Below are 18,258 nucleotides of genomic sequence, written 5' to 3'. Positions count from 1 at the left end.
GAGTCGGGCTCTCGCTGCGAGCGAGTCGGGCTCTCACTGCGCACGAGTCGCGCTCTCGCTGCGCTCCCTACCGCCGGGTAGCGTGCGGACCGTACCCCGATCGAGGAGCTGGACGTGGACGCTGCCGACCTGACCGACGTGCTCTCCGCCGTGCGCACCTTCGTCCGCGCGGAGGTCGTGCCGATCGAGGAGCAGATCGACGCGAACGACGAGATCCCCGCGTCCGTCATCGCGGCCTGCAAGGACATGGGCCTGTACGGCTTCGCCATCCCCGAGTCCTACGGCGGCCTCGGCCTGACGATGCACGAGGAGGCCCAGCTCGCGTTCGAGCTGGGCTGGACGACGCCCGCGCTGCGCTCTCTGTTCGGCACCAACAACGGCATCGCCGGGCAGGTGCTGATCAAGGGCGGCTCCGAGGAGCAGAAGGCGTCGTGGCTGCCGCGGCTGGCGTCGGGCGAGGTCACGGCGTCGTTCGGGCTCACCGAGGCCGACGCGGGCTCCGACCCGTCGACGCTCGCCACCACCGCCCGCCGCGACGGCTCCGACTGGGTCCTCAACGGCTCCAAGCGCTACATCACCAACGCGCTCGTCGCCGACGTCGTCATGGTGTTCGCGCGCACCAACCCCGACGCCGTCGGCAACCGCGGCATCTCGACGTTCCTCGTGCCCGCCGGCACACCCGGCATGACGTTCGGCGCGCGCGACCACAAGATGGGCCAGATGGGCACGTGGACCTCCGACGTCTACCTCGACGACGTCCGCGTCCCGGCCGAGGCGCTCGTCGGTGGTGAGGACGGGCTCGACGTCGGGTTCCAGATCGCGGCGAAGTGCCTCGCGCACGGCCGCGCGCACATCGCGGCGCTCTGCGTCGGCATGGCGGGGCGGCTGGTGCACGAGTCGGTGGAGTTCGCGAAGACCCGCGAGCAGGGCGGCAAGCCGATCGCGTCGTTCCAGCTGATCCAGGGCCTGATCGCCGACTCGGTCACCGACCACTACGCCGGCCGGGCGCTGATCCTCGACGTCGCCCGCGCCTACGACGCCGGCACCGACACCGTGCAGGGGCCCTCGGCCGCGAAGTACTTCTGCTCGGAGATGGTCGGCCGCGTCGCCGACCGGGCGGTGCAGGTGCACGGCGGCGCGGGCTACATCCGCGGCGTGGCGGTCGAGCGCTTCTACCGCGACGCCCGGCTGTTCCGGATCTACGAGGGCACCAGCCAGATCCAGCAGGTGATCATCGCGCGCCAGTCGCTGGGGAAGGCCGCGCGGGCCTAGTCACCGAGGAACCCCGTCACCTCAATGGTGGTCGGGGACGTCGCCGGGCCGCGGCGCGTCACCGACAGTGCCGCGGCCGCGTTGGCCGTGCGCGCGGCCGCCACCGGATCGGCGCCGCGCAGGAGGCCGGCGAGGAAGACGCCGGTGTGGGTGTCGCCGGCGCCGGTGGTGTCGACGGGCTCGACCGGGAAGCCGGGGACGGTCACCGGCTCCGCACCCGGGGCGACGACGACGCAGCCCGCGGCGCCGGCGCGCAGCACGACGCCGCGGTCCGTCCGCACCGCCAGGTGCGCGGCCGCCTCGGCCGGGGACCCCGACACGGTCGCAGCGAGACCCCGACTCGCGAGGATGGCGGCCACCTCCCCCGCCGCCGCGCTGCACCAGTCGGCCCGCGCCAGCACCGCGTCCAGGGCGTCGGGCGCTGCCGACGGGGCCAGCGGACCGGGATCGCACGCCACCACGACATCCGGCGGGAGCGCCGTCACCCACGCCACCAGCGCGTCGCGGGAGGCCGGGTGCAGCAGCCCGTAGCCCGAGACCGAGACGACGTCGCCGGGCGCGGGCAGCACGCGCGCGAGGTCGTCGGCGGTGACCCCGACGGCCGCCTCCGGCGAGGTCACGAACGTCCGCTCGCCGGTGGCGTCGACGAGCGTGACGACCAGCCCGGTGTCGACGGCCCGCGGCACGCCCACCACGGTCACGCCCTCGGCGGCCAGCGCGGCGCGGACGAGGTCGCCGAACGGGCCCGTCCCGTGCGGCCCCGCGTACACCGCCTCGACGCCTTGGCGCGCCACCGCCGCGAGCAGGTTGAACCCGCCGCCGGGCGTCGGCCGCAGCGCGGTGGCCAGGACGTCGCCGCCGGGCGGGGGCAGCGCCGGCACGTCCGCCACGAGGTCGACGACGACGGACCCGACGTGCACGACCCTCACCGCAGCGCCACCAGAGCGGCGGCCAGCGCGTCCAGGTCGAGGTCGTTGATCCTTCGCACGAGTGCCACCGCCTCCGCCGGCACCTCGCCCCCGCACGCCCCGCCGACGGCGCCGGCCATCGCGGCGATCGTGTCGGTGTCGCCGCCCAGCGACGCGGCGGTCCGGCACGCGAGCCACGGGTCGCCGCCGGCCGCGGCGAGCACGGCGAACGCGGCGGGCACCGACTCCTGCGTCGCGAGGCTCGTCCCGACCAGCGTGCCGATCCGCTCCGGGGGCACCTGCGCGACGGCCCACGCGATCCGCTCCCCCACGTCGGCCGCCGCGACCCAGCGCCCGCGCGCCGCCGCCCGCCCCGCCGCCTCGACGGCCACCGGCACGGCCTCGGCGAAGCCCGCCCCGTCGATCCCGGCGCTCACCGCGGCCGCGACCGCCGCCGCCCCGGCCAGCGCCACTCCCGTGCCGTGGGTGAGCGCGCTGGCCTCGACGACGCGGTCGACGAGCGCGTCGAGATCGTCGGACGCGACCGCCAGCCCGACCGGCGCGATGCGCATGGCCGCGCCGTTGGTGGTGCCCTCGCGGCCCGACTCCTCCGGCGGCACCCCCTCGGCCAGTGCCGCCAGCGCGCGCCGGGTGGACGGACCGAGCAGGTCGAGCGACCCGCGCGCCCGCATCCCGTCCTCCCACGCGACGAGCCGCCGGGCGAGATCCGCCGCGTCGACATGCCCGCGCCCCTCGACGACGAGCCGCCCGAGCAGCACCGCCTGCTCGGTGTCGTCGGTGACGGTCCCGGCGGGCAGCCCGGCGGCGAGCGGGTGGTCGGGCGGCCCGGGGTGGAAGCCGTCGACCAGCGGGCCGTGGCGCTCCACGATCAGCGCGCGCGGCAGCGACTGCGTCGGCATCCCGAGCGCGTCGCCCACCGCGAGCCCCCACAGGGCCGCGGCGCCCCGGTTCACCGCAGCGAGGCGGCGTCGACGACCTCGATCAGCGGCGCGTAGAGGCCCAGGACGTGCAGCGCCGCGCGGTGGCTCTCCTCGTCGACGCCCGCGCACGCGTCGGCCACGACCTGCACCGGCACCCCGGCGTCGGCCGCGGCGACGGCCGTCGAGAGGACGCAGCAGTCGGTGGACACCCCGGCCAGCACGAGGGTCGACCCGCCCACCCGCGCCGCCAGCTCCGGCCCCCACTTGGAGAACGTGGTGGCGTCGACGGTGGAGTCGGCGACGAACGGCGCCGCGAGCCGGTACAGCTCGGCGTCCGGCGAGGCCAGCGCGAACGGCCACTGCGCGTAGTACGCCCGCCAGGCCCCGGCCGGGGCGGCGGGGGCGACGAAGCGGGTGAAGGTCACGTCGTCGCCGAACGCCGCCACCAGCGCCGACACCGGTTCCACGATCGCCGCGAACCCCGGCGTGGCCCACGGGCTGTCCGGGTCGGCGAAGACCCGCTGCATGTCGATGACGGCCAGGTGCACGGCGGACAGTCAACCAGCCCGCGCCCGGACCGTGGAGCGGACGGGGTGCGCGCCGACCGCCCGCGGCCGCCCGCCGGCCTGTGGCCGCCCGATCGCGTTCCGCGGAACGCAGATTCCGCTGCCCCCGCCGCCGACGCTCCCGCGCCGCCCACCGCGTTCCGCGGAACGCGACCCAACCCCCCGCACACACCGACGGCCCCACCCCCAGGAGGGGCAGGGCCGTCGGCAGGAACGATCTAGTGCTCGGCCGGGCGGATGTGGTACTCGAACACCAGCCCACCCACCGCCATGATCAGCATGACGCCGGCGATGACCAGGGCCCAGATGTAGAAGAACGCCAGCGAGATGCCGACGAGCGCGGCGCAGGCCGCGACCGTGATCGGCCAGTAGCTGCCGGGCGAGAAGAAGCCGACGTCACCCGCGCCGTCGGAGATCTCGGCCTCCGGGTTGTCCTCCGGACGCTCCTCCAGCCGCCGCGAGACGAACCGGAAGTAGGTGCCGACGATCAGCGTGAGGCCGCCGGTGAGGAACAGCCCCGCGACGCCGACCGGCTCCTGCGCGAGCACCGCGTACACGATGCCCATGATGAAGACGGCGACGGTGACGATCTCGAAGAGTCGCGATTCGACCTTCATGTCCGGACCTCAGTTCCCGGCGGCGACGGTGCCGGACGCGGTGCGCGCGGCGCGGTCGGTGTTGTACGGAACGGTCGTGGTGGCGGCGGGTGCGCAGTCGACGCCGCAGCCCAGCTCGCCGAGCGCCTCGCCCGCGGTGTAGCCCTCGCCGGTGGCCGGGTTCACCTGGCCGCGCAGGTCGAGCCAGCGGTCGAACAGGTCCTGCGGCAGCGCGCGGACCTCGAAGTTCATCTGCGAGTGGTACGTGCCGCAGAGCTCGGCGCAGCGGCCGACGAAGCTGCCCTGGCGGTCGATGCCGTCGATCTGCCAGACGTTGTCCTGGTTGTTCTTCTCCGGCAGCGGGAAGACGTCGCGCTTGAAGAGGAACTCCGGCACGAAGAAGCTGTGGATGACGTCGCTGGAGGCCTGCGTGAACTGGATGCGCGACTCGGTCGGCAGCACCAGCAGCGGGATCGTCGAGCTGTCACCCAGCGTGCTTACCGGCTGCCCGTCGGGCCCCTGCGAGTCGGGGTAGGTGAACTCCCAGTTCCACTGGAACCCGCGGATGTCGACGGCGAGGTCGGGGTCGGCCGTGTCGTCGTCGACGTAGTTCTGCACGTTGACGGTGAAGCCGAACAGCACCGCCACGATGATCGTCGGGATCACGGTGAACGCGATCTCCACGGGCAGGTTGTACTGCGTCTGCCGCGGCGGGGAGTCGTCGTCGCCCTTCTTCTTGCGGTGGAACGCCACCGCCCAGAACATCGCGCCCCAGGTGACGGCACCGACGACGAGGGCCGCGATCGCGGACCAGGTCCACAGCTCGCGCATCGCCTCGGCCTGCGGCGTGACCCCGCTCGGCCACCCGAAACGGAGAGCGTCCTCCACCGTGCACCCGGTGGTCAGCGGCACGACCAGCGCGGCCAGGAGGGCCAGCTTGACCGCCCGTGCCCGGCCGCGGTGCGCCCCGTGCTGTGCTCGGCCCACTGCTCGCCGCCTCCCCTGCTTCTCGCTCGTGCCGACTGCCCGTCGAGGCGATGCTGGATCCGCCTTCGACCGCGCGTAGAGACTAGCCGAGCGGGGACGATCCGCGCCTGTCGGGTGCGTCGCTCGGACCGCGGCGGGCCCCCTGGGCATACTGACTCGCTGTGTGCGGACTCCTCGGACTCCTGACCGCCGACCGCGACGCCCCGGACAGGGTGGACGCCGTCGGCGCGGCCATGACCTGTGCGCGGCACCGCGGCCCCGACGAGACGGGCACGTGGCACGACGCCGACGTCGCCTTCGGGTTCAACCGGCTGGCGATCATCGACATCGACCACTCGCACCAGCCGCTGCACTACGCGGGCGGCCGGTACACGATCGTCTTCAACGGCGAGGTCTACAACTACCTCGAGCTGCGGGCCGAGCTGGCCGCCGAGTTCGGTGCCGAGTTCGCCACCGACGGCGACACCGAGGCCGTCGTCGCCGCGTACCACCACTGGGGCCCCGACGCCGTGCGCCGGCTGCGCGGGATGTTCGCGTTCCTGATCTGGGACAGCGAGGAGCGCGTGCTGTTCGGCGCCCGCGACCCGTTCGGCATCAAGCCGCTGTTCGTCGCGAGCGGCCCGGCCGGCGTCGCGTTCGGCAGCGAGAAGAAGAGCCTGCTGGAGCTGGGGCCGGTGCTCGGGCTGTCCGGCGCCGGGGGCGTCGCCGCCGACATCGACGTCACCGCGCTGCAGCACTACGTCACCCTGCAGTACGTCCCCGAGCCCGCCACGCTGCACCGCTCCGTGCGCCGCGTCGAGTCCGGCAGCCACGTCACGGTCCGTCCCGGCGGGGAGGTCGAGCAGGAGCGCTACTTCACCCCCGTCCTCACCGCCGACGGCCCGACCGGCGCGCCGCTGCACCACCGCATCGCCGACGTCCTGCGCGGCTCGGTGGCCAAGCACATGCGCGCCGACGTCACGGTGGGCGCGTTCCTCTCCGGCGGCGTCGACTCCACCGCGATCGCCGTGCTCGCCAAGGAGCACAACCCCGACCTCGTCACGTTCACCACGGGGTTCGAGCGCGAGGGCTTCTCCGAGGTCGACGTGGCCTCGGAGACGGCGGCCGCGATCGGCGTCAAGCACGTCGTCCGCACTGTCTCCCCCGGCGAGATGATGGACGTCCTGCCGCTCATCGTCTGGTACCTCGACGACCCGGTGGCCGACCCCGCGCTCGTGCCGCTGTGGTTCATCGCGCGGGAGGCGCGCAACCACGTCAAGGTCGTGCTGTCGGGCGAGGGCGCCGACGAGCTGTTCGGCGGCTACACGATCTACCACGAGCCGATCTCGCTGGCGCCGTTCGAGAAGGTCCCCGGGTTCCTGCGACGCCTGCTGGGCCGCGCCTCGACCCGGCTGCCGGAGGGCACGCGCGGCAAGGACCTGCTGCGCCGCGGCGCGATCCCGCTGGAGCAGCGCTACTACGGCAACGCCCGCATCTTCCGCGACGACCAGCTCGCCGGCGTCCTGCGCCGCTACGACCCCCGCCGCTCGCACACCGACGTCACCGAGGCGCACTACGCCGCGTCCCGCGACTGGGACCCGGTCGCCCGCATGCAGCACGTCGACCTCTTCACCTGGCTGCGCGGCGACATCCTGGTCAAGGCCGACAAGATGACGATGGCCAACTCCCTCGAGCTGCGGGTGCCGTTCCTCGACCCCGAGGTCTTCGAGATCGCGCGCCACCTGCCGCGCTCGGAGAAGGTCTCCAACGGCACCACGAAGTACGCGCTGCGCCGGGCGATGGAGGGCATCGTCCCCGGGCACGTCATCAACCGCCGCAAGCTCGGCTTCCCGGTGCCGATCCGGCACTGGCTGCGCGACGAGATGTACGACTGGGCGCGCGACATCATCCGCGACTCCCAGGCCGACCACCTCGTCGACCTGGGCGCCGTGCAGCGCCTGCTCGACGCCCACCGCGCCGGCCCCGTCGACCACAGCCGCCGCGTCTGGACCCTGCTCGTGTTCCTGCTGTGGCACGGGATCTTCGTGGAGGACCGGATCCACCCGGTGGTCCCGGAGCCGGTCTTCCCGGTCCGCCTCTAGACCCCCGGAAACCTCGAGGGGCTCGCGCGCCCCGTCCCGCTAGCCTCCGCCCGTGGCCGAGGTCCGGACGACGGCGGGGCGCGTGCGCGGCTCCACCGCGGCCGGCGTCCCGGACGTCACGGTCTTCCGCGGCATCCCCTACGCCGCCCCGCCGGTCGGCGGGCTGCGCTTCGCCGCACCGGCCCCTCCCCCGCACTGGGACGGGGTGCGCGACGCGCTCGCGTTCGGGCCGCCGCCCCCGCAGGGCGGCGGCGGGGACCAGCCGGCCGACGCGGACTGGCTCACGCTCAACGTCTGGACGCCCGACCCGGGCCGCGACGCCGGCCTGCCGGTCCTGGTCTGGATCCACGGCGGCGCCTACACGATCGGCTCGTCCGCCCTGCCCGAGTACGACGGCGCCCGACTCGCGCGCGGGGGCGTCGTGCTGGTGACGCTGAACTACCGCGTCGGCATCGAGGGGTTCGCCCAGCTCGACGGGGCGCCGGCGAACCGCGGGCTGCTCGACCAGGTCGCGGCGCTGGAGTGGGTGCGCGAGAACGTCCGCGGCTTCGGCGGCGATCCCGCGCGGGTCACGGTGTTCGGGCAGTCGGCGGGCGGCGGGTCCGTCGCCGCGCTCCGCGCGATGCCGCGGGCGGCCGGGCTGTTCCGGCGCGCCGTCGCCCAGAGCGTCCAGGGCACCACCTTCACCCCGGCGCTCGCGCGCGACATCGCCGCCGCCTGCGCCGGCGAGCTCGGGCTCCGGCCCGCCGCCGCCGACCTGGCCGACGTCGACCCCGACCTGCTGCCCGCCGCGGGTGACGAGGTCACCGCGCACCTCGACCGGCACGTCGGGCGGTGGGGCCGGGCCGTGCACCGGTCCCTGCTGTTCGCGCCGGTCGTCGACGGCGACGTCCTGCCGGTCTGCCCGTGGGAGGCGCCGAGCGGGAGCGATCTCCTCGTCGGCCACACCCGCGACGAGCACCGCCTGTTCAGCGCGTTCGTCGAGGTCACCGCGGAGCAGCTCGCGACCGCCGTGGAGGTCTTCGCGCCGGGACCGTACCCGCCCGACGAGCCCGCCCGGCTCCACGATCGCGTCCTCTCGGACTGGCTGTTCCGCATGCCCTCACTGCACCTGGCCGAGCGGGCCACCGGGCGGACGCACGTCTACGAGCTGACGTGGGCCGGCGTCCTGGGCGCCTGCCACGGCCTCGACGTGCCGCTGGTGTTCGGCACCCTGACCAGCGGGGCGCCCGCGTCGCTCATCGACGACCTCGAGGCCGCCGAGGCGGTGTCGGCCCGCATGCGCGCGGCCTGGATCGCCTACGCCACCACCGGCGACCCCGGCTGGCCCGCCTTCGACGACGACGGGCTCGTGCAGCTGTTCGACACCGAGCCGGCCGTCGTGCCCTACCCGGAGGAGGAGTCGCGCCGCATCTGGCGCGACCACGTGTTCTCCCCGCTGGACCTGCTCTAGGACGAGCGCAGCTTCTCCCGCCACACCCGCTCGAACGGCAGCCGCCACGCGTGCGGGGTGATCAGCTGGTGGATCGCGTTCGGCCCCCAGCTGCCCTCGCCGTAGTGGCGCACCGGCGGCGGGTCGTTGAGCAGCGGCTGCGACCGCTCCCACAGGCTCTCGATGCCCTCGGCCGTGGTGAACAGCGTGTGGTCGCCGCGCATCGCGTCGAGGATCAGCCGCTCGTAGGCCTCCAGCGTGTCGCCGGAGTGCTCGCCCTCCTGCGAGGAGAACTGCATGGAGAGCTTGTCGAGCTTCATGCCCGGCCCGGGCCGCTTGCCGTAGTAGGACAGCGACACCTTCGACTCGTCGGCCAGGTCGAACGTCAGGTGGTCCGGGCCCGCGGAGCCCACGCCGGAGTTGGCCGGGAACATCGTCCGCGGCGCCTCCTTGAACGCGATCGAGATGATCCGCTGCCCCTCGGCCATCTTCTTGCCCGTGCGCAGGTAGAACGGCACGCCGGCCCAGCGCCAGTTGTCGAGCTGGGCGTGCAGGGCGATGAAGGTCTCGGTGTCGGAGTCGCGGGCGACGCCGGGCAGCTCGCGGTAGCCGGTGAACTGCCCGCGCACGACGTGGCTGGGCAGGATCGGCAGCAGCGAGCGGAAGACCTTGTTCTTCTCCTCGCTGATCGGGCGCGGCTCCAGCGCCGTCGGCGGCTCCATCGCCACGAACGCCATCACCTGGAACAGGTGCGTGACGACCATGTCCTTGTACGCGCCGGTCGACTCGTAGAAGTTGGCGCGCTCGTCGAGACCGAGGGTCTCGGGCACGTCGATCTGGACGTGGTCGATGAAGTTGCGGTTCCAGATCGGCTCGAACAGCCCGTTGGCGAAGCGCAGCGCGAGGATGTTCTGCGCCGCCTCCTTGCCCAGGAAGTGGTCGATGCGGAAGATCTGGTCCTCGACGAACGTCTCGTGCACCTCGTTGTTGAGGGCGACGGCACTGGCCAGGTCGGTGCCGAACGGCTTCTCCATGACCACGCGCGAGCGCTCGACGAGCTTGGCCTGGTCGAGCATCGTGATGACGTCGAGCGCGGCCTTGGGCGGCACGCTCAGGTAGTGCAGCCGCCGCGAGGTCTCGTCGAGCTGCTCCTCCGCCTCCGCGACGGCCTGCGCGAGCGCCTCGGGCCCCGCCGTCACCGGGACGTAGCGCAGGTTGCCGGCGAAGGCGTCCCACTGCTCGGGCGTCGGCTTGTGCGTGCCGAACTCGAAGACGGCCTGGCGGGCGAACGCGCGGAAGTCCTCGTCGCTCATCTCCTCCAGCGACGAGCCGACCACGCGGATCGACGGGGCCAGCGCCGACGCCGCGAGGTGGGTGAGGCCCGGCAGCAGCTTGCGCCGCGCCAGGTCGCCCGTGGCGCCGAACAGCACGACGACGTGCGGCGCGATCAGCTCCGAGCCGGGCCCGTAGGGCCGCGAACCGGTGGCGGGGTACGCGATCGTCTGGGGGCGGTGAGCGGACACGCGGTCATCCGGCATGCGGGCATCCTGCCACTCCGCAGCACCCCGGAGAACGTCCGGCAGTTTACGCGGGGAGCACCGTTTCGATGTCGGCCGCGGCGTCGGGGCCGTAGGCGTCGCGCAGGCGCTCGAGGCCGTGCGCGCGGTCCCACGTCCACTCCTGGCCGCCGTCGTTCTCCAGCACCTGCACCGCGATCAGCGAGCCGAGCTGAGCGGCCCGCTCCAGCGACAGCCCGCCCTCGGTGGCCGCGAGGAAGCCGGCGCGGAAGGCGTCGCCGACGCCGGTGGGGTCGACCTTCCCGGTCTCGGGCACGACACCGACCTTGAGCTCGCCGACGTCGCGGCCGGAGATCTGCACGCCGTGCTCGCCGAGGGTGGTGATGCGGATGTCGATGCGCTCGGCGACCTGGGCCTCGGTCCAGCCGGTCTTCTGTTGGAGCAGCTCCCACTCGTAGTCGTTCGTCATGAGGTAGCGGGCGCCCTCGACGAGCTGCCGGATGCCGTCGCCGTCCATGCGCGCGACCTGCTGCGAGACGTCCGCGGCGAACGGCTTGCCCGCGTCGCGGCACTCGCCGGTGAGCTGCACCATCGCGCCCGGGTCGCTGGCGCCGATGAGGACGAGGTCGACGCGGTCGGTGAACGAGTCGAGGTGGATCTGCCCGGAGCGGGCCATCGCGCCGGTGTAGAACGAGCCGATCTGGCGCATGTCGTCGTCGGTGGTGCAGACGAAGCGCGCGGTGTGCACGTCGTCGAAGACGAGGATCGCGGAGCAGTCGACGCCGTGGTTCTCCAGCCACTCGCGGTACTCGGCGAAGTCGGCGCCGACGGCGCCCACGAGCAGCGGCGACTGGCCGAGCACGCCCAGCCCGAACGCGATGTTGCCCGCCGAGCCGCCCTTCTTGATGACGAGCTCGTCGACCAGGAAGCTCAGCGACATCCGGTCGAGCTGGTCGACGACCATCTGGTCGGCGAACCGCCCCGGGAAGTGCATGAGGTGGTCGGTGGCGATGGATCCGGTCACGGCGATGGGCACGAGAGGGCACCCTACCTGCCCCGGACGCACGGGACCCGGTCGCGCGGAGCGACCGGGTCCCGGGTGGTGCGGTGTACGACCAGGCGTCAGTTGAACGAGTCGCCGCAGGCGCAGGAGCCGCCGGCGTTCGGGTTGTCGATCGTGAAACCCTGCTTCTCGATGCTGTCGACGAAGTCGATGACGGCGCCCTCGAGGTACGGCGCGCTCATCCGGTCGACCCCGACCTTGAGGCCGTGGTAGTCGCGGAACAGGTCGCCGTCCAGCGAGCGGTCGTCGAAGAACAGCTGGTAGCGCAGGCCGGCGCAGCCACCGGGCTGCACGGCGATGCGGAGGTGCATGTCGTCGCGACCCTCCTGCTCCAGCAGCGTGCGGGCCTTCAGGGCGGCGGCGTCGGTGAGCTCGACGGCGTGAGTCTCGGTCGCCGGTGTGACGGTGTTCTCGACGGTCATGGCTCTCCCAACAACGAACGGTGCGGTGCGCATTCCAGTGTAGGCCCACCTTGCGCCGAGATGCTCGCAGTGACGACCCTCACCTGGATCTTCACCGGCTCCTCATCCGCTCCACTGGCGCGCCACCCGCGCGGCGAGGGCGGACAGGGTGCCGGCGGGGTCGGCCATCGACGCCGCCACGCCGCCCGCGTCCTCGGCCACGGAGTAGGCGGAGTCGACGCCGGCCGCGCCCGCCTCGCGCCGCCCGACCGACACCTGCCCGGCCAGCACCAGGCACGGGATCCCGCGGTCGGCGGCGCCCCGGGCGACGGTGGTGACGAGCTTGCCGCGCAGCGACTGCCAGTCGAAGCTGCCCTCGCCGGTGACCGCGAGGTCGGCCGCGTCGAGCGCCGCGTCGAGCCCGACCAGCTCGCGCACCAGCCCCGCCCCCGACACCCGCCGCGCGCCCAGCGCCAGCAGCGCCGCGCCGAGCCCGCCCGCGGCGCCCGCGCCCGGCTCGTCGCGGACGTCGCGCGGGAGGAGGTCGGCGAAGGCCGCGAGCACGGCGTCGAGCTCGGCGACGGCCGCGTCGTCGGCGCCCTTCTGCGGGCCGAACACCGCGGCGGCGCCGTGCGGGCCGAGCAGGGGGTTGTCGACGTCGGCGGCCGCGACGAGCGCGATCCCGCCCAGGTCCGGTGCACCGGTGAGCCGGACCGCCCCGGCGGGCGCACCGTCGGGCAGCGGCTCCCCCGCGGCGTCCAGGGCGACGGCCCCGAGCGCGGCGAGCATGCCCGCGCCGCCGTCGGTGGTGGCCGAGCCGCCCAGCCCGACGACGACCTCCGTGACGCCGGCGTCCCGCGCGTCCGCGATGAGCTCGCCTACGCCGCGGGTGCTCGCGCGGCGCGCCGTGGCGGGCGTCCGGTCGGTCACCAGGTGCAGCCCGCAGGCCGCGGCCGACTCCACGTAGGCGGTGCCGTCGAGCTCCAGCCAGCGCGCGTCGACGGGGTCGCCGAGCGGACCGGTGACCGTCCGCGCGTGCCAGGTGCCGCCGCGCGCGGCGTGCAGGACGTCGACGAAGCCGGTGCCGCCGTCGGCGAGCGGGAGCAGCGTCAGCTCGTCGGCGGGCGCGGCCGTGCGCCAGCCCGCCTCGATCGCCCGGGCCGCGGCCGTGGCGCTGAGCGTTCCGCCGAAGGAATCCGGAGCCACGACCACCCGCACGACGGCGACACTAGTGGGCCGTAGGCTGGACCTGTGAGGTTCCTCCGCTCCAAGCCGGCCGACGACGCCACCGACGACGCGTCCTCCGGCGCGCCCACGACCGGGCCGGAGACGGTCCGCGTCGGCGGCAAGGGACGCCCCACGCCCAAGCGGCGCGAGGCCGAGACCAAGCGCCGCGGCCCGGCCCCGCCCCCGCCGCGCACCCAGCGCGAGGCCGCGAAGCTCGCCCGGGCCAACCGCCCGGACAAGTCCGTGCGCCGCGCCGAGGCCGCCGAGCGCCGCGAGCGCATGGCCGCGGGCGACGAGAAGTTCCTCATGCCGCGCGACCGCGGGCCGGTCAAGGCGTTCGTCCGCGACGTCGTCGACTCCCGGCCGCACCTCATGGGCCTGTTCATGCCACTGGCCATCATCGTGGTGCTCTCGCTGCTGGTGCCGATCCCGCAGGTGCAGTCCTACCTCAGCCTGTTCAGCCTCATCGCGCTCACCACGATGATCATCGAGGGCATCTTCCTCGGCGCCACGATCACGAAGAAGGCACGCGCCCGGTTCCCGGACGAGAAGATCAGCGGCCTGGGCACGGGCTGGTACGCCTTCACCCGCGCGTCGCAGCTGCGGCGGCTGCGGATCCCGAAGCCGCGGGTGGAGCGGGGCGCGAACCCCTAGCGTTCCTGCGGGAGCATCAGCCCTCCTGCAGGCTCATCGGGCCGTAGACCTCGGCGTCGCCGTCGAGGAGCACCACCGCGTCGACACCCGACGCGCGCAGCTCCTCCCACGTCGAGCCGAACCAGTCCTCGGCCTCCTGCTGGTCGGCGAACTCCTCGTCGGGTCCGTCGATCTCCGCCGCCTGCGCGTCCAGGTACCTCCACCGGAATGCCACGGGCCTATCGTGCACCGGTGATCACGCTGGTGCTCGGCGGCACGCGGTCGGGCAAGTCCGGGTACGCGGAGCACCTGCTCCCCGCCGATGCCCCCGTCCGCTACCTCGCCACCGCCGCCCGTCGCCCGGGCGACGCCGAGTGGGACGCCCGCCTCGACGCCCACCGGGCCCGCCGCCCGCCGGCGTGGGAGACGGTGGAGGCGCCCGACGTCCCCGCGCTCGTGCGGGCCGGCGGTGGCCCGCTGCTCGTCGACGACCTCGCCACCTGGCTCACGGGCGTCCTCGACGACACCGGCGCCTGGGACTCCCCCACCGTCCCCCCGGCCGTCGCCGAGCGGGTCGCGGCGCTGGTCGACGCGGTCGCGGCCGCCCCGGGCCGGGTGGTGCTGGTGTCGGCCGAGGTGGGACTGGGCGTGGTGCCGGCCACCCGGTCGGGCCGGGTGTTCCGCGACGAGTTGGGGGCCCTGAACGCGGCCCTGGCGGCGGTGGCGGACGAGGTCGTCCTGCTGGTGGCGGGGTTGACGGTGCGGCTGAAGTAGGCCCTCGGGCCCGCCACGCACCACGGCACTCGTTCACCGGTCCGAACTGCGCAGTTGGCCGCCGCACCCGCGCGCCCCTTCCCCGGATCCTCCGGTCGGTGATCACCGGCCGCGCTGCCCGACCACTTCACGTTGATCGCCGAGACCGCACCACCACCGCCCCCACCACGACCCCCACGTCACACTCCTGACGATCACCGCGCGCGGCACCCGACCGATCGGCCTTGATCGCCGGGACCGCACCACCACGGCCCCCGCCGCGACCCTCACTGCACACTCCTGACGATCACCGTCGAGAGGCACCACGCCGTCGCGACCTGCGCACCTCCTGGTCTCCCGCCGCCCACCCGCCGCACCATCCCCGCCGTACCTCCCCCCACCACCCCGCAGCACCACCGACCGCCGTCCACCGCCGGACCGGACTGCGCACCTGATCGCGTCTCGCGAACGTCCGGACGTGCGCGGGAGACCAGGAGCTGCGCAGTTGGCCGCGGACCCTTGCGTCCCCTCCCTCGGATCCTCCGCTCGACGACCATCGGGCCGCGTCGCCCACCACCCCACCTTGATCGCCGAGACCGCACCACCACGGCCCTCGCCGCGACCGTGACGTCACACTTTCGACGATCACCGGGTCGCCCGGCCTGACCAATCGGCCTTGATCGCCGAGACCGCACCACCACGGCCTCCGCCGCGACCCGCACGTCACACTCCCGACGATCACCGGGCCGCGGCGCCCGCCGAGACCGCACCACCACGGCCCCCACCACCACGGCCCCACCGCCGCGACCCTCGCCTCACACTCTCGGCGCCCCCCGGCCGCGGCCCCACTCCCGACGCCCCCCAGCCGCGCCCTCACCCCACCGGTGACCCGCCCCAGAACCACCCGCGCGCAGCCCGAACCCACCCCCACCCGCACCCCCCACGACCCGACCACTAGGAAGACGTCGTGGACTTCCCCGCGATCACCCCGCCCGACGCCGAGGCCCAGCGGGCCGCCGTCGCCCGGCACGCCGAGCTCGCCGTGCCGCTGGGCGGGCTGGGCCGGCTCGCCGAGCTCGGCTGCTGGCTCGCCGCCGCGCAGGGCACCTGCCCGCCGCTCCCGCCCGCGCGGCCCCGGTTGCTGGTGGTCGCGGCCGACCACGGCATCGCCGCGGCCGGTGTCTCGCGCTTCTACCCGGGCGCGACGCCCGCGCAGGTGCGGTCCGTGCGCGAGCACACCGCGCCCGTGTCGGTGCTGGCGCCGGTGAGCGGGGCGTCGATCCGGGTCGTCGACGTCGGCCTCGACCACGAGTCCACCGACCCGCACCACGTCCGCCGCGGCTCGGGCCGCATCGACTTCGAGGACGCCCTCACCGCCGAGGAGGCCGAGCGGGCGCTGGAGGCGGGACGGGCGGTCGTCGACGAGGAGGTCGACGCCGGGGCGGATCTGCTCATCCCCGCCGCGCTCGGAGTGGGGGCCACGACGCCCGCGTCGGCGCTGGTCAGCGCGCTGACCGGAGTGGAGCCGGTCGCGGTGATCGGCCGCGGCAGCGGGATCGACGACCACGGCTGGATGCGCAAGGCCGCCGCCGTCCGCGACGCCCTGCGCCGCGCCCGCCCGCACGTCCGCGAACCGCTGGTGCTGCTGCGGACCGCCGGCGGCGCCGACCTCGCCGCGCTGACCGGGATCCTGGTGCAGGCCGCGGTGCGCCGGACGCCGGTGCTCGTCGACGGGCTCGTCGTGGGCGCGGCGGCGATGGTCGCCGACGAGCTCGCGCCCGGCGCGCGCGACTGGTGGCTGGTGGCGCAGGGCTCCCCCGAACCCGCGATGGCGCTGGTCCTGGAGCACCTCAAGCTCCAGCCCGTGGCCGACCTCGGCATGCGCACCGTCGACGGCACGGGCGCCGTCACCGTCCTCCCGCTCCTGCAGATGGCGGCCCGGCTGCTGGCCGAGACCGCCACCGTCACCGACCTGGCGTGAGGGGCCTGGCCCTCGCGCTGAGCTGGCTGACGGTCCTGCCGGTCCGCACCGGCGCCCCCGACGCGCGCACCGCCGCGGCGGCGATCCGCTGGGCGCCGCTGGTCGGCGGGCTGCTCGGCGCCGCGGCGGGCGGGATCGTGCTCGGGCTGACGGCCCTCGGCGTCGTGCCGCTCGTCGCGGGCCTGCTCGCCGTCGGGTTCCTGGCGCTCGCCACCCGCGGCATGCACCTCGACGGCCTGGCCGACACCGCCGACGGCCTCGGCTGCTACGGCCCGCCCGAGCGCGCGCTCGCCGTGATGCGCGACGGCGGGGCGGGGCCGTTCGGCGTGGTCGCGCTCGTCGTCGTGCTGGGCGTGCAGGCCGCCGCGCTGGCGACGGTGCCCGACCCGCTCCTGGTCGCGCTGGCCGCCGCCGCGGGTCGCGCCGGGTTCGCCTGGGTGTGCCGGCGGGGCGTGCCCGCCGCGCGCCCGGGCGGGCTGGGCGCGACGGTCGCCGGCTCGCAGCCGTGGTGGGTGCCGGCACTCTGGTGGACGGCGCTGGCCGGGGCCGGGTTCGCGCTCGCCGGCGTCCGCGGGGTGCTGGCGGTGGTGCTCGGCGCGGGGCTGGTGGCCCTGCTGTCGTGGCACACGGCCCGCCGCTTCGGCGGCATGACCGGCGACGTGCTCGGCGCCGCCACCGAACTGGCGACGACCGTCGCGCTCGTCCTGCTCACGACCGGGCGCTGACGTGCCCTCGTGAGTGGCGATCGTGGCTGGGGCCACGGTTGCCACTCACGGGCGCGGCAGCGCAGGTCAGCGCACCAGCGTGCGCATCCAGCTGTGGGTGTCGGGCGCGGTGCCGCGCTGGATCCGGGTGAGCAGGTCGCGCAGCTTCATCGTGACCGGCCCGGGGTTGCCCCCGCCGACCACGACCTCGCCGTCGTTGTGCTTGACCATCCCGACCGGCGTGATCACCGCCGCCGTGCCGCACGCGAAGACCTCGCTGATCGCCCCGCTCGCGCAGCCGGTGAGCCACTCCTCGGCGGAGATCCTGCGCTCGGTGACCTCGCAGCCCAGCTCCTTGGCCAGCACGAGCAGGGAGTCGCGGGTGATGCCGGGCAGGATCGAGCCGCTCAGCTCGGGCGTGACGACCTCGACCGACTCGCCGGTGCCGAACACGTAGAACAGGTTCATCCCGCCCATCTCCTCGACCCACCGGTGCTCGGCGGCGTCGAGGTAGGCGACCTGCGCGCACCCGTGCTCGGTGGCCTGGGCCTGCGGCAGCAGCGACGCGGCGTAGTTGCCGCCGCACTTCGCCATGCCGGTGCCGCCCACGGCCGCGCGCGTGTAGTCGGTGCACAGCCAGACGTTGACGGGCTGCACGCCGCCCGGGAAGTACGCGCCCGCGGGCGAGGCGATGAGGACGTAGAGGTACTCCGCCGACGGCCGGACGCCGAGCCCGACCTCCGTGGCCAGCATGAACGGCCGCAGGTACACCGACTCCTCGCCGCCCGCGGGCGGCACCCAGGCCCGGTCGGCCGACAGCAGCTCGCTGAGCGAGGCGAGGAACAGCTCGTCGGGTAGCTCCGCCATCGCCAGCCGCGACGCCGACGCCCGGAAGCGCGCCGCGTTGGCCTCGGGCCGGAACGAGGCCACCGAGCCGTCGGGCTGCTGGTAGGCCTTGAGCCCCTCGAAGATCTCCTGCCCGTAGTGCAGCACCATCGACGCCGGGTCGAGGAGCAGCGGCCCGTAGGGCACGACCGACGGCGTGTGCCAGCCCTTCTCGGCGGTCCACGGGATCGTCACCATGTGGTCGGTGAAGTGCCGCCCGAAACCGGGGTCGGCGACGATGGCGGCGCGCCGCTCCTCCGGCACCGGTGACGGGTGGGGGGTGCGGGAGAACTCGGTCATGGCCGAGACGG

18 protein-coding genes are annotated in these 18,258 nt (G+C 74.6%); 7 read left to right on the top strand and 11 right to left on the bottom strand.

Annotation, left to right across the window (positions count from 1 at the left end):
* Positions 1-114 precede the first annotated feature (114 nt).
* Complete coding sequence (locus tag HOP40_RS18935; RefSeq protein ID WP_172160426.1) at positions 115-1,272, top strand: acyl-CoA dehydrogenase family protein; 1,158 nt, start codon at positions 115-117, stop codon at positions 1,270-1,272.
* Here HOP40_RS18935 and HOP40_RS18930 read toward each other — a convergent pair.
* The 5 genes from HOP40_RS18930 to ctaC all read right to left on the bottom strand — a co-directional run bounded on the left by HOP40_RS18930 (position 1,269) and on the right by ctaC (position 5,270).
* The gene (locus HOP40_RS18930; RefSeq protein WP_338053020.1) at positions 1,269-2,192 is read right to left on the bottom strand and encodes a PfkB family carbohydrate kinase; all 924 of its coding nucleotides are present in this window, start codon (positions 2,190-2,192) and stop codon (positions 1,269-1,271) included. The two genes, HOP40_RS18935 and HOP40_RS18930, sit on opposite strands and share 4 nt — an antisense overlap.
* 5 nt (positions 2,193-2,197) lie before the next feature.
* Positions 2,198-3,154 (bottom strand): ADP-ribosylglycohydrolase family protein, encoded by a 957-nt coding sequence (locus HOP40_RS18925; RefSeq protein WP_240157145.1) that lies wholly within the window; start codon positions 3,152-3,154, stop codon positions 2,198-2,200.
* A complete protein-coding gene (locus tag HOP40_RS18920; protein WP_240157144.1) occupies positions 3,151-3,669 on the bottom strand; it encodes a cysteine hydrolase family protein in 519 nt (172 codons plus the stop codon). The genes HOP40_RS18925 and HOP40_RS18920 overlap by 4 nt, the downstream gene beginning before the upstream one ends.
* Positions 3,670-3,905: 236 nt before the next feature.
* Positions 3,906-4,304: a cytochrome c oxidase subunit 4 gene (locus HOP40_RS18915; RefSeq protein WP_172160414.1), complete on the bottom strand. Its 399-nt coding sequence runs from the start codon at positions 4,302-4,304 to the stop codon at positions 3,906-3,908.
* A gap of 9 nt (positions 4,305-4,313) precedes the next feature.
* Positions 4,314-5,270, bottom strand: coding sequence for an aa3-type cytochrome oxidase subunit II (gene ctaC, locus HOP40_RS18910; RefSeq protein ID WP_240157143.1), 957 nt, complete (start codon positions 5,268-5,270; stop codon positions 4,314-4,316).
* A 161-nt stretch (positions 5,271-5,431) separates the two neighbouring features.
* Between ctaC and asnB the strand changes: the two genes are divergently transcribed.
* Both asnB and HOP40_RS18900 read left to right on the top strand, forming a co-directional pair.
* Positions 5,432-7,351: an asparagine synthase (glutamine-hydrolyzing) gene (asnB, locus tag HOP40_RS18905; protein ID WP_172160410.1), complete on the top strand. Its 1,920-nt coding sequence runs from the start codon at positions 5,432-5,434 to the stop codon at positions 7,349-7,351.
* A gap of 52 nt (positions 7,352-7,403) precedes the next feature.
* Entirely contained in the window at positions 7,404-8,804 is a 1,401-nt protein-coding gene (locus tag HOP40_RS18900) for a carboxylesterase/lipase family protein (RefSeq protein WP_172160408.1), read from the top strand.
* On the opposite strand, the gene zwf is transcribed toward HOP40_RS18900, so the two are convergent.
* The 4 genes from zwf to HOP40_RS18880 all read right to left on the bottom strand — a co-directional run bounded on the left by zwf (position 8,801) and on the right by HOP40_RS18880 (position 12,982).
* Positions 8,801-10,321, bottom strand: coding sequence for a glucose-6-phosphate dehydrogenase (gene zwf / locus HOP40_RS18895; protein ID WP_172160406.1), 1,521 nt, complete (start codon positions 10,319-10,321; stop codon positions 8,801-8,803). The two genes, HOP40_RS18900 and zwf, sit on opposite strands and share 4 nt — an antisense overlap.
* Before the next feature lie 46 nt (positions 10,322-10,367).
* Entirely contained in the window at positions 10,368-11,294 is a 927-nt protein-coding gene (locus tag HOP40_RS18890; protein ID WP_172168568.1) for a carbohydrate kinase family protein, read from the bottom strand.
* Positions 11,295-11,422: 128 nt separating this feature from the next.
* Positions 11,423-11,785 carry a HesB/IscA family protein gene (locus HOP40_RS18885; RefSeq protein WP_172160404.1) on the bottom strand — a complete coding sequence of 121 codons (363 nt, stop codon included), beginning with the start codon at positions 11,783-11,785 and terminating at the stop codon, positions 11,423-11,425.
* A 102-nt stretch (positions 11,786-11,887) separates the two neighbouring features.
* Positions 11,888-12,982 carry a glycerate kinase family protein gene (locus tag HOP40_RS18880; protein WP_172160402.1) on the bottom strand — a complete coding sequence of 365 codons (1,095 nt, stop codon included), beginning with the start codon at positions 12,980-12,982 and terminating at the stop codon, positions 11,888-11,890.
* A gap of 33 nt (positions 12,983-13,015) precedes the next feature.
* Here HOP40_RS18880 and HOP40_RS18875 point away from each other — a divergent pair, with 33 nt between their 5' ends.
* Positions 13,016-13,645: a DUF3043 domain-containing protein gene (locus HOP40_RS18875; protein ID WP_172160400.1), complete on the top strand. Its 630-nt coding sequence runs from the start codon at positions 13,016-13,018 to the stop codon at positions 13,643-13,645.
* Positions 13,646-13,661: 16 nt separating this feature from the next.
* On the opposite strand, the gene HOP40_RS18870 is transcribed toward HOP40_RS18875, so the two are convergent.
* A complete protein-coding gene (locus tag HOP40_RS18870) occupies positions 13,662-13,859 on the bottom strand; it encodes a hypothetical protein (RefSeq protein ID WP_172160398.1) in 198 nt (65 codons plus the stop codon).
* 17 nt (positions 13,860-13,876) lie between these two features.
* On the opposite strand from HOP40_RS18870, the gene HOP40_RS18865 reads away from it, so the two are divergent.
* From HOP40_RS18865 to HOP40_RS18855, 3 genes are all read left to right on the top strand, one after another.
* Positions 13,877-14,398 (top strand): bifunctional adenosylcobinamide kinase/adenosylcobinamide-phosphate guanylyltransferase, encoded by a 522-nt coding sequence (locus HOP40_RS18865; protein WP_338053019.1) that lies wholly within the window; start codon positions 13,877-13,879, stop codon positions 14,396-14,398.
* Between the two features lie 946 nt (positions 14,399-15,344).
* The gene (locus tag HOP40_RS18860; RefSeq protein WP_172160394.1) at positions 15,345-16,358 is read left to right on the top strand and encodes a nicotinate-nucleotide--dimethylbenzimidazole phosphoribosyltransferase; all 1,014 of its coding nucleotides are present in this window, start codon (positions 15,345-15,347) and stop codon (positions 16,356-16,358) included.
* On the top strand, positions 16,355-17,083 hold the full coding sequence (locus tag HOP40_RS18855; protein ID WP_172160392.1) for an adenosylcobinamide-GDP ribazoletransferase: 729 nt from the start codon (positions 16,355-16,357) through the stop codon (positions 17,081-17,083). Before HOP40_RS18860 ends, HOP40_RS18855 begins: the two co-directional genes overlap by 4 nt.
* A gap of 66 nt (positions 17,084-17,149) precedes the next feature.
* Here HOP40_RS18855 and HOP40_RS18850 read toward each other — a convergent pair whose 3' ends face one another.
* The gene (locus HOP40_RS18850; RefSeq protein WP_172160390.1) at positions 17,150-18,247 is read right to left on the bottom strand and encodes a branched-chain amino acid aminotransferase; all 1,098 of its coding nucleotides are present in this window, start codon (positions 18,245-18,247) and stop codon (positions 17,150-17,152) included.
* Positions 18,248-18,258 lie beyond the last annotated feature (11 nt).

Source organism: Pseudonocardia broussonetiae (genome assembly GCF_013155125.1).
GTDB lineage: Bacteria > Actinomycetota > Actinomycetes > Mycobacteriales > Pseudonocardiaceae > Pseudonocardia > Pseudonocardia broussonetiae.
This window is presented reverse-complemented; position numbering and strand designations above follow the sequence as displayed.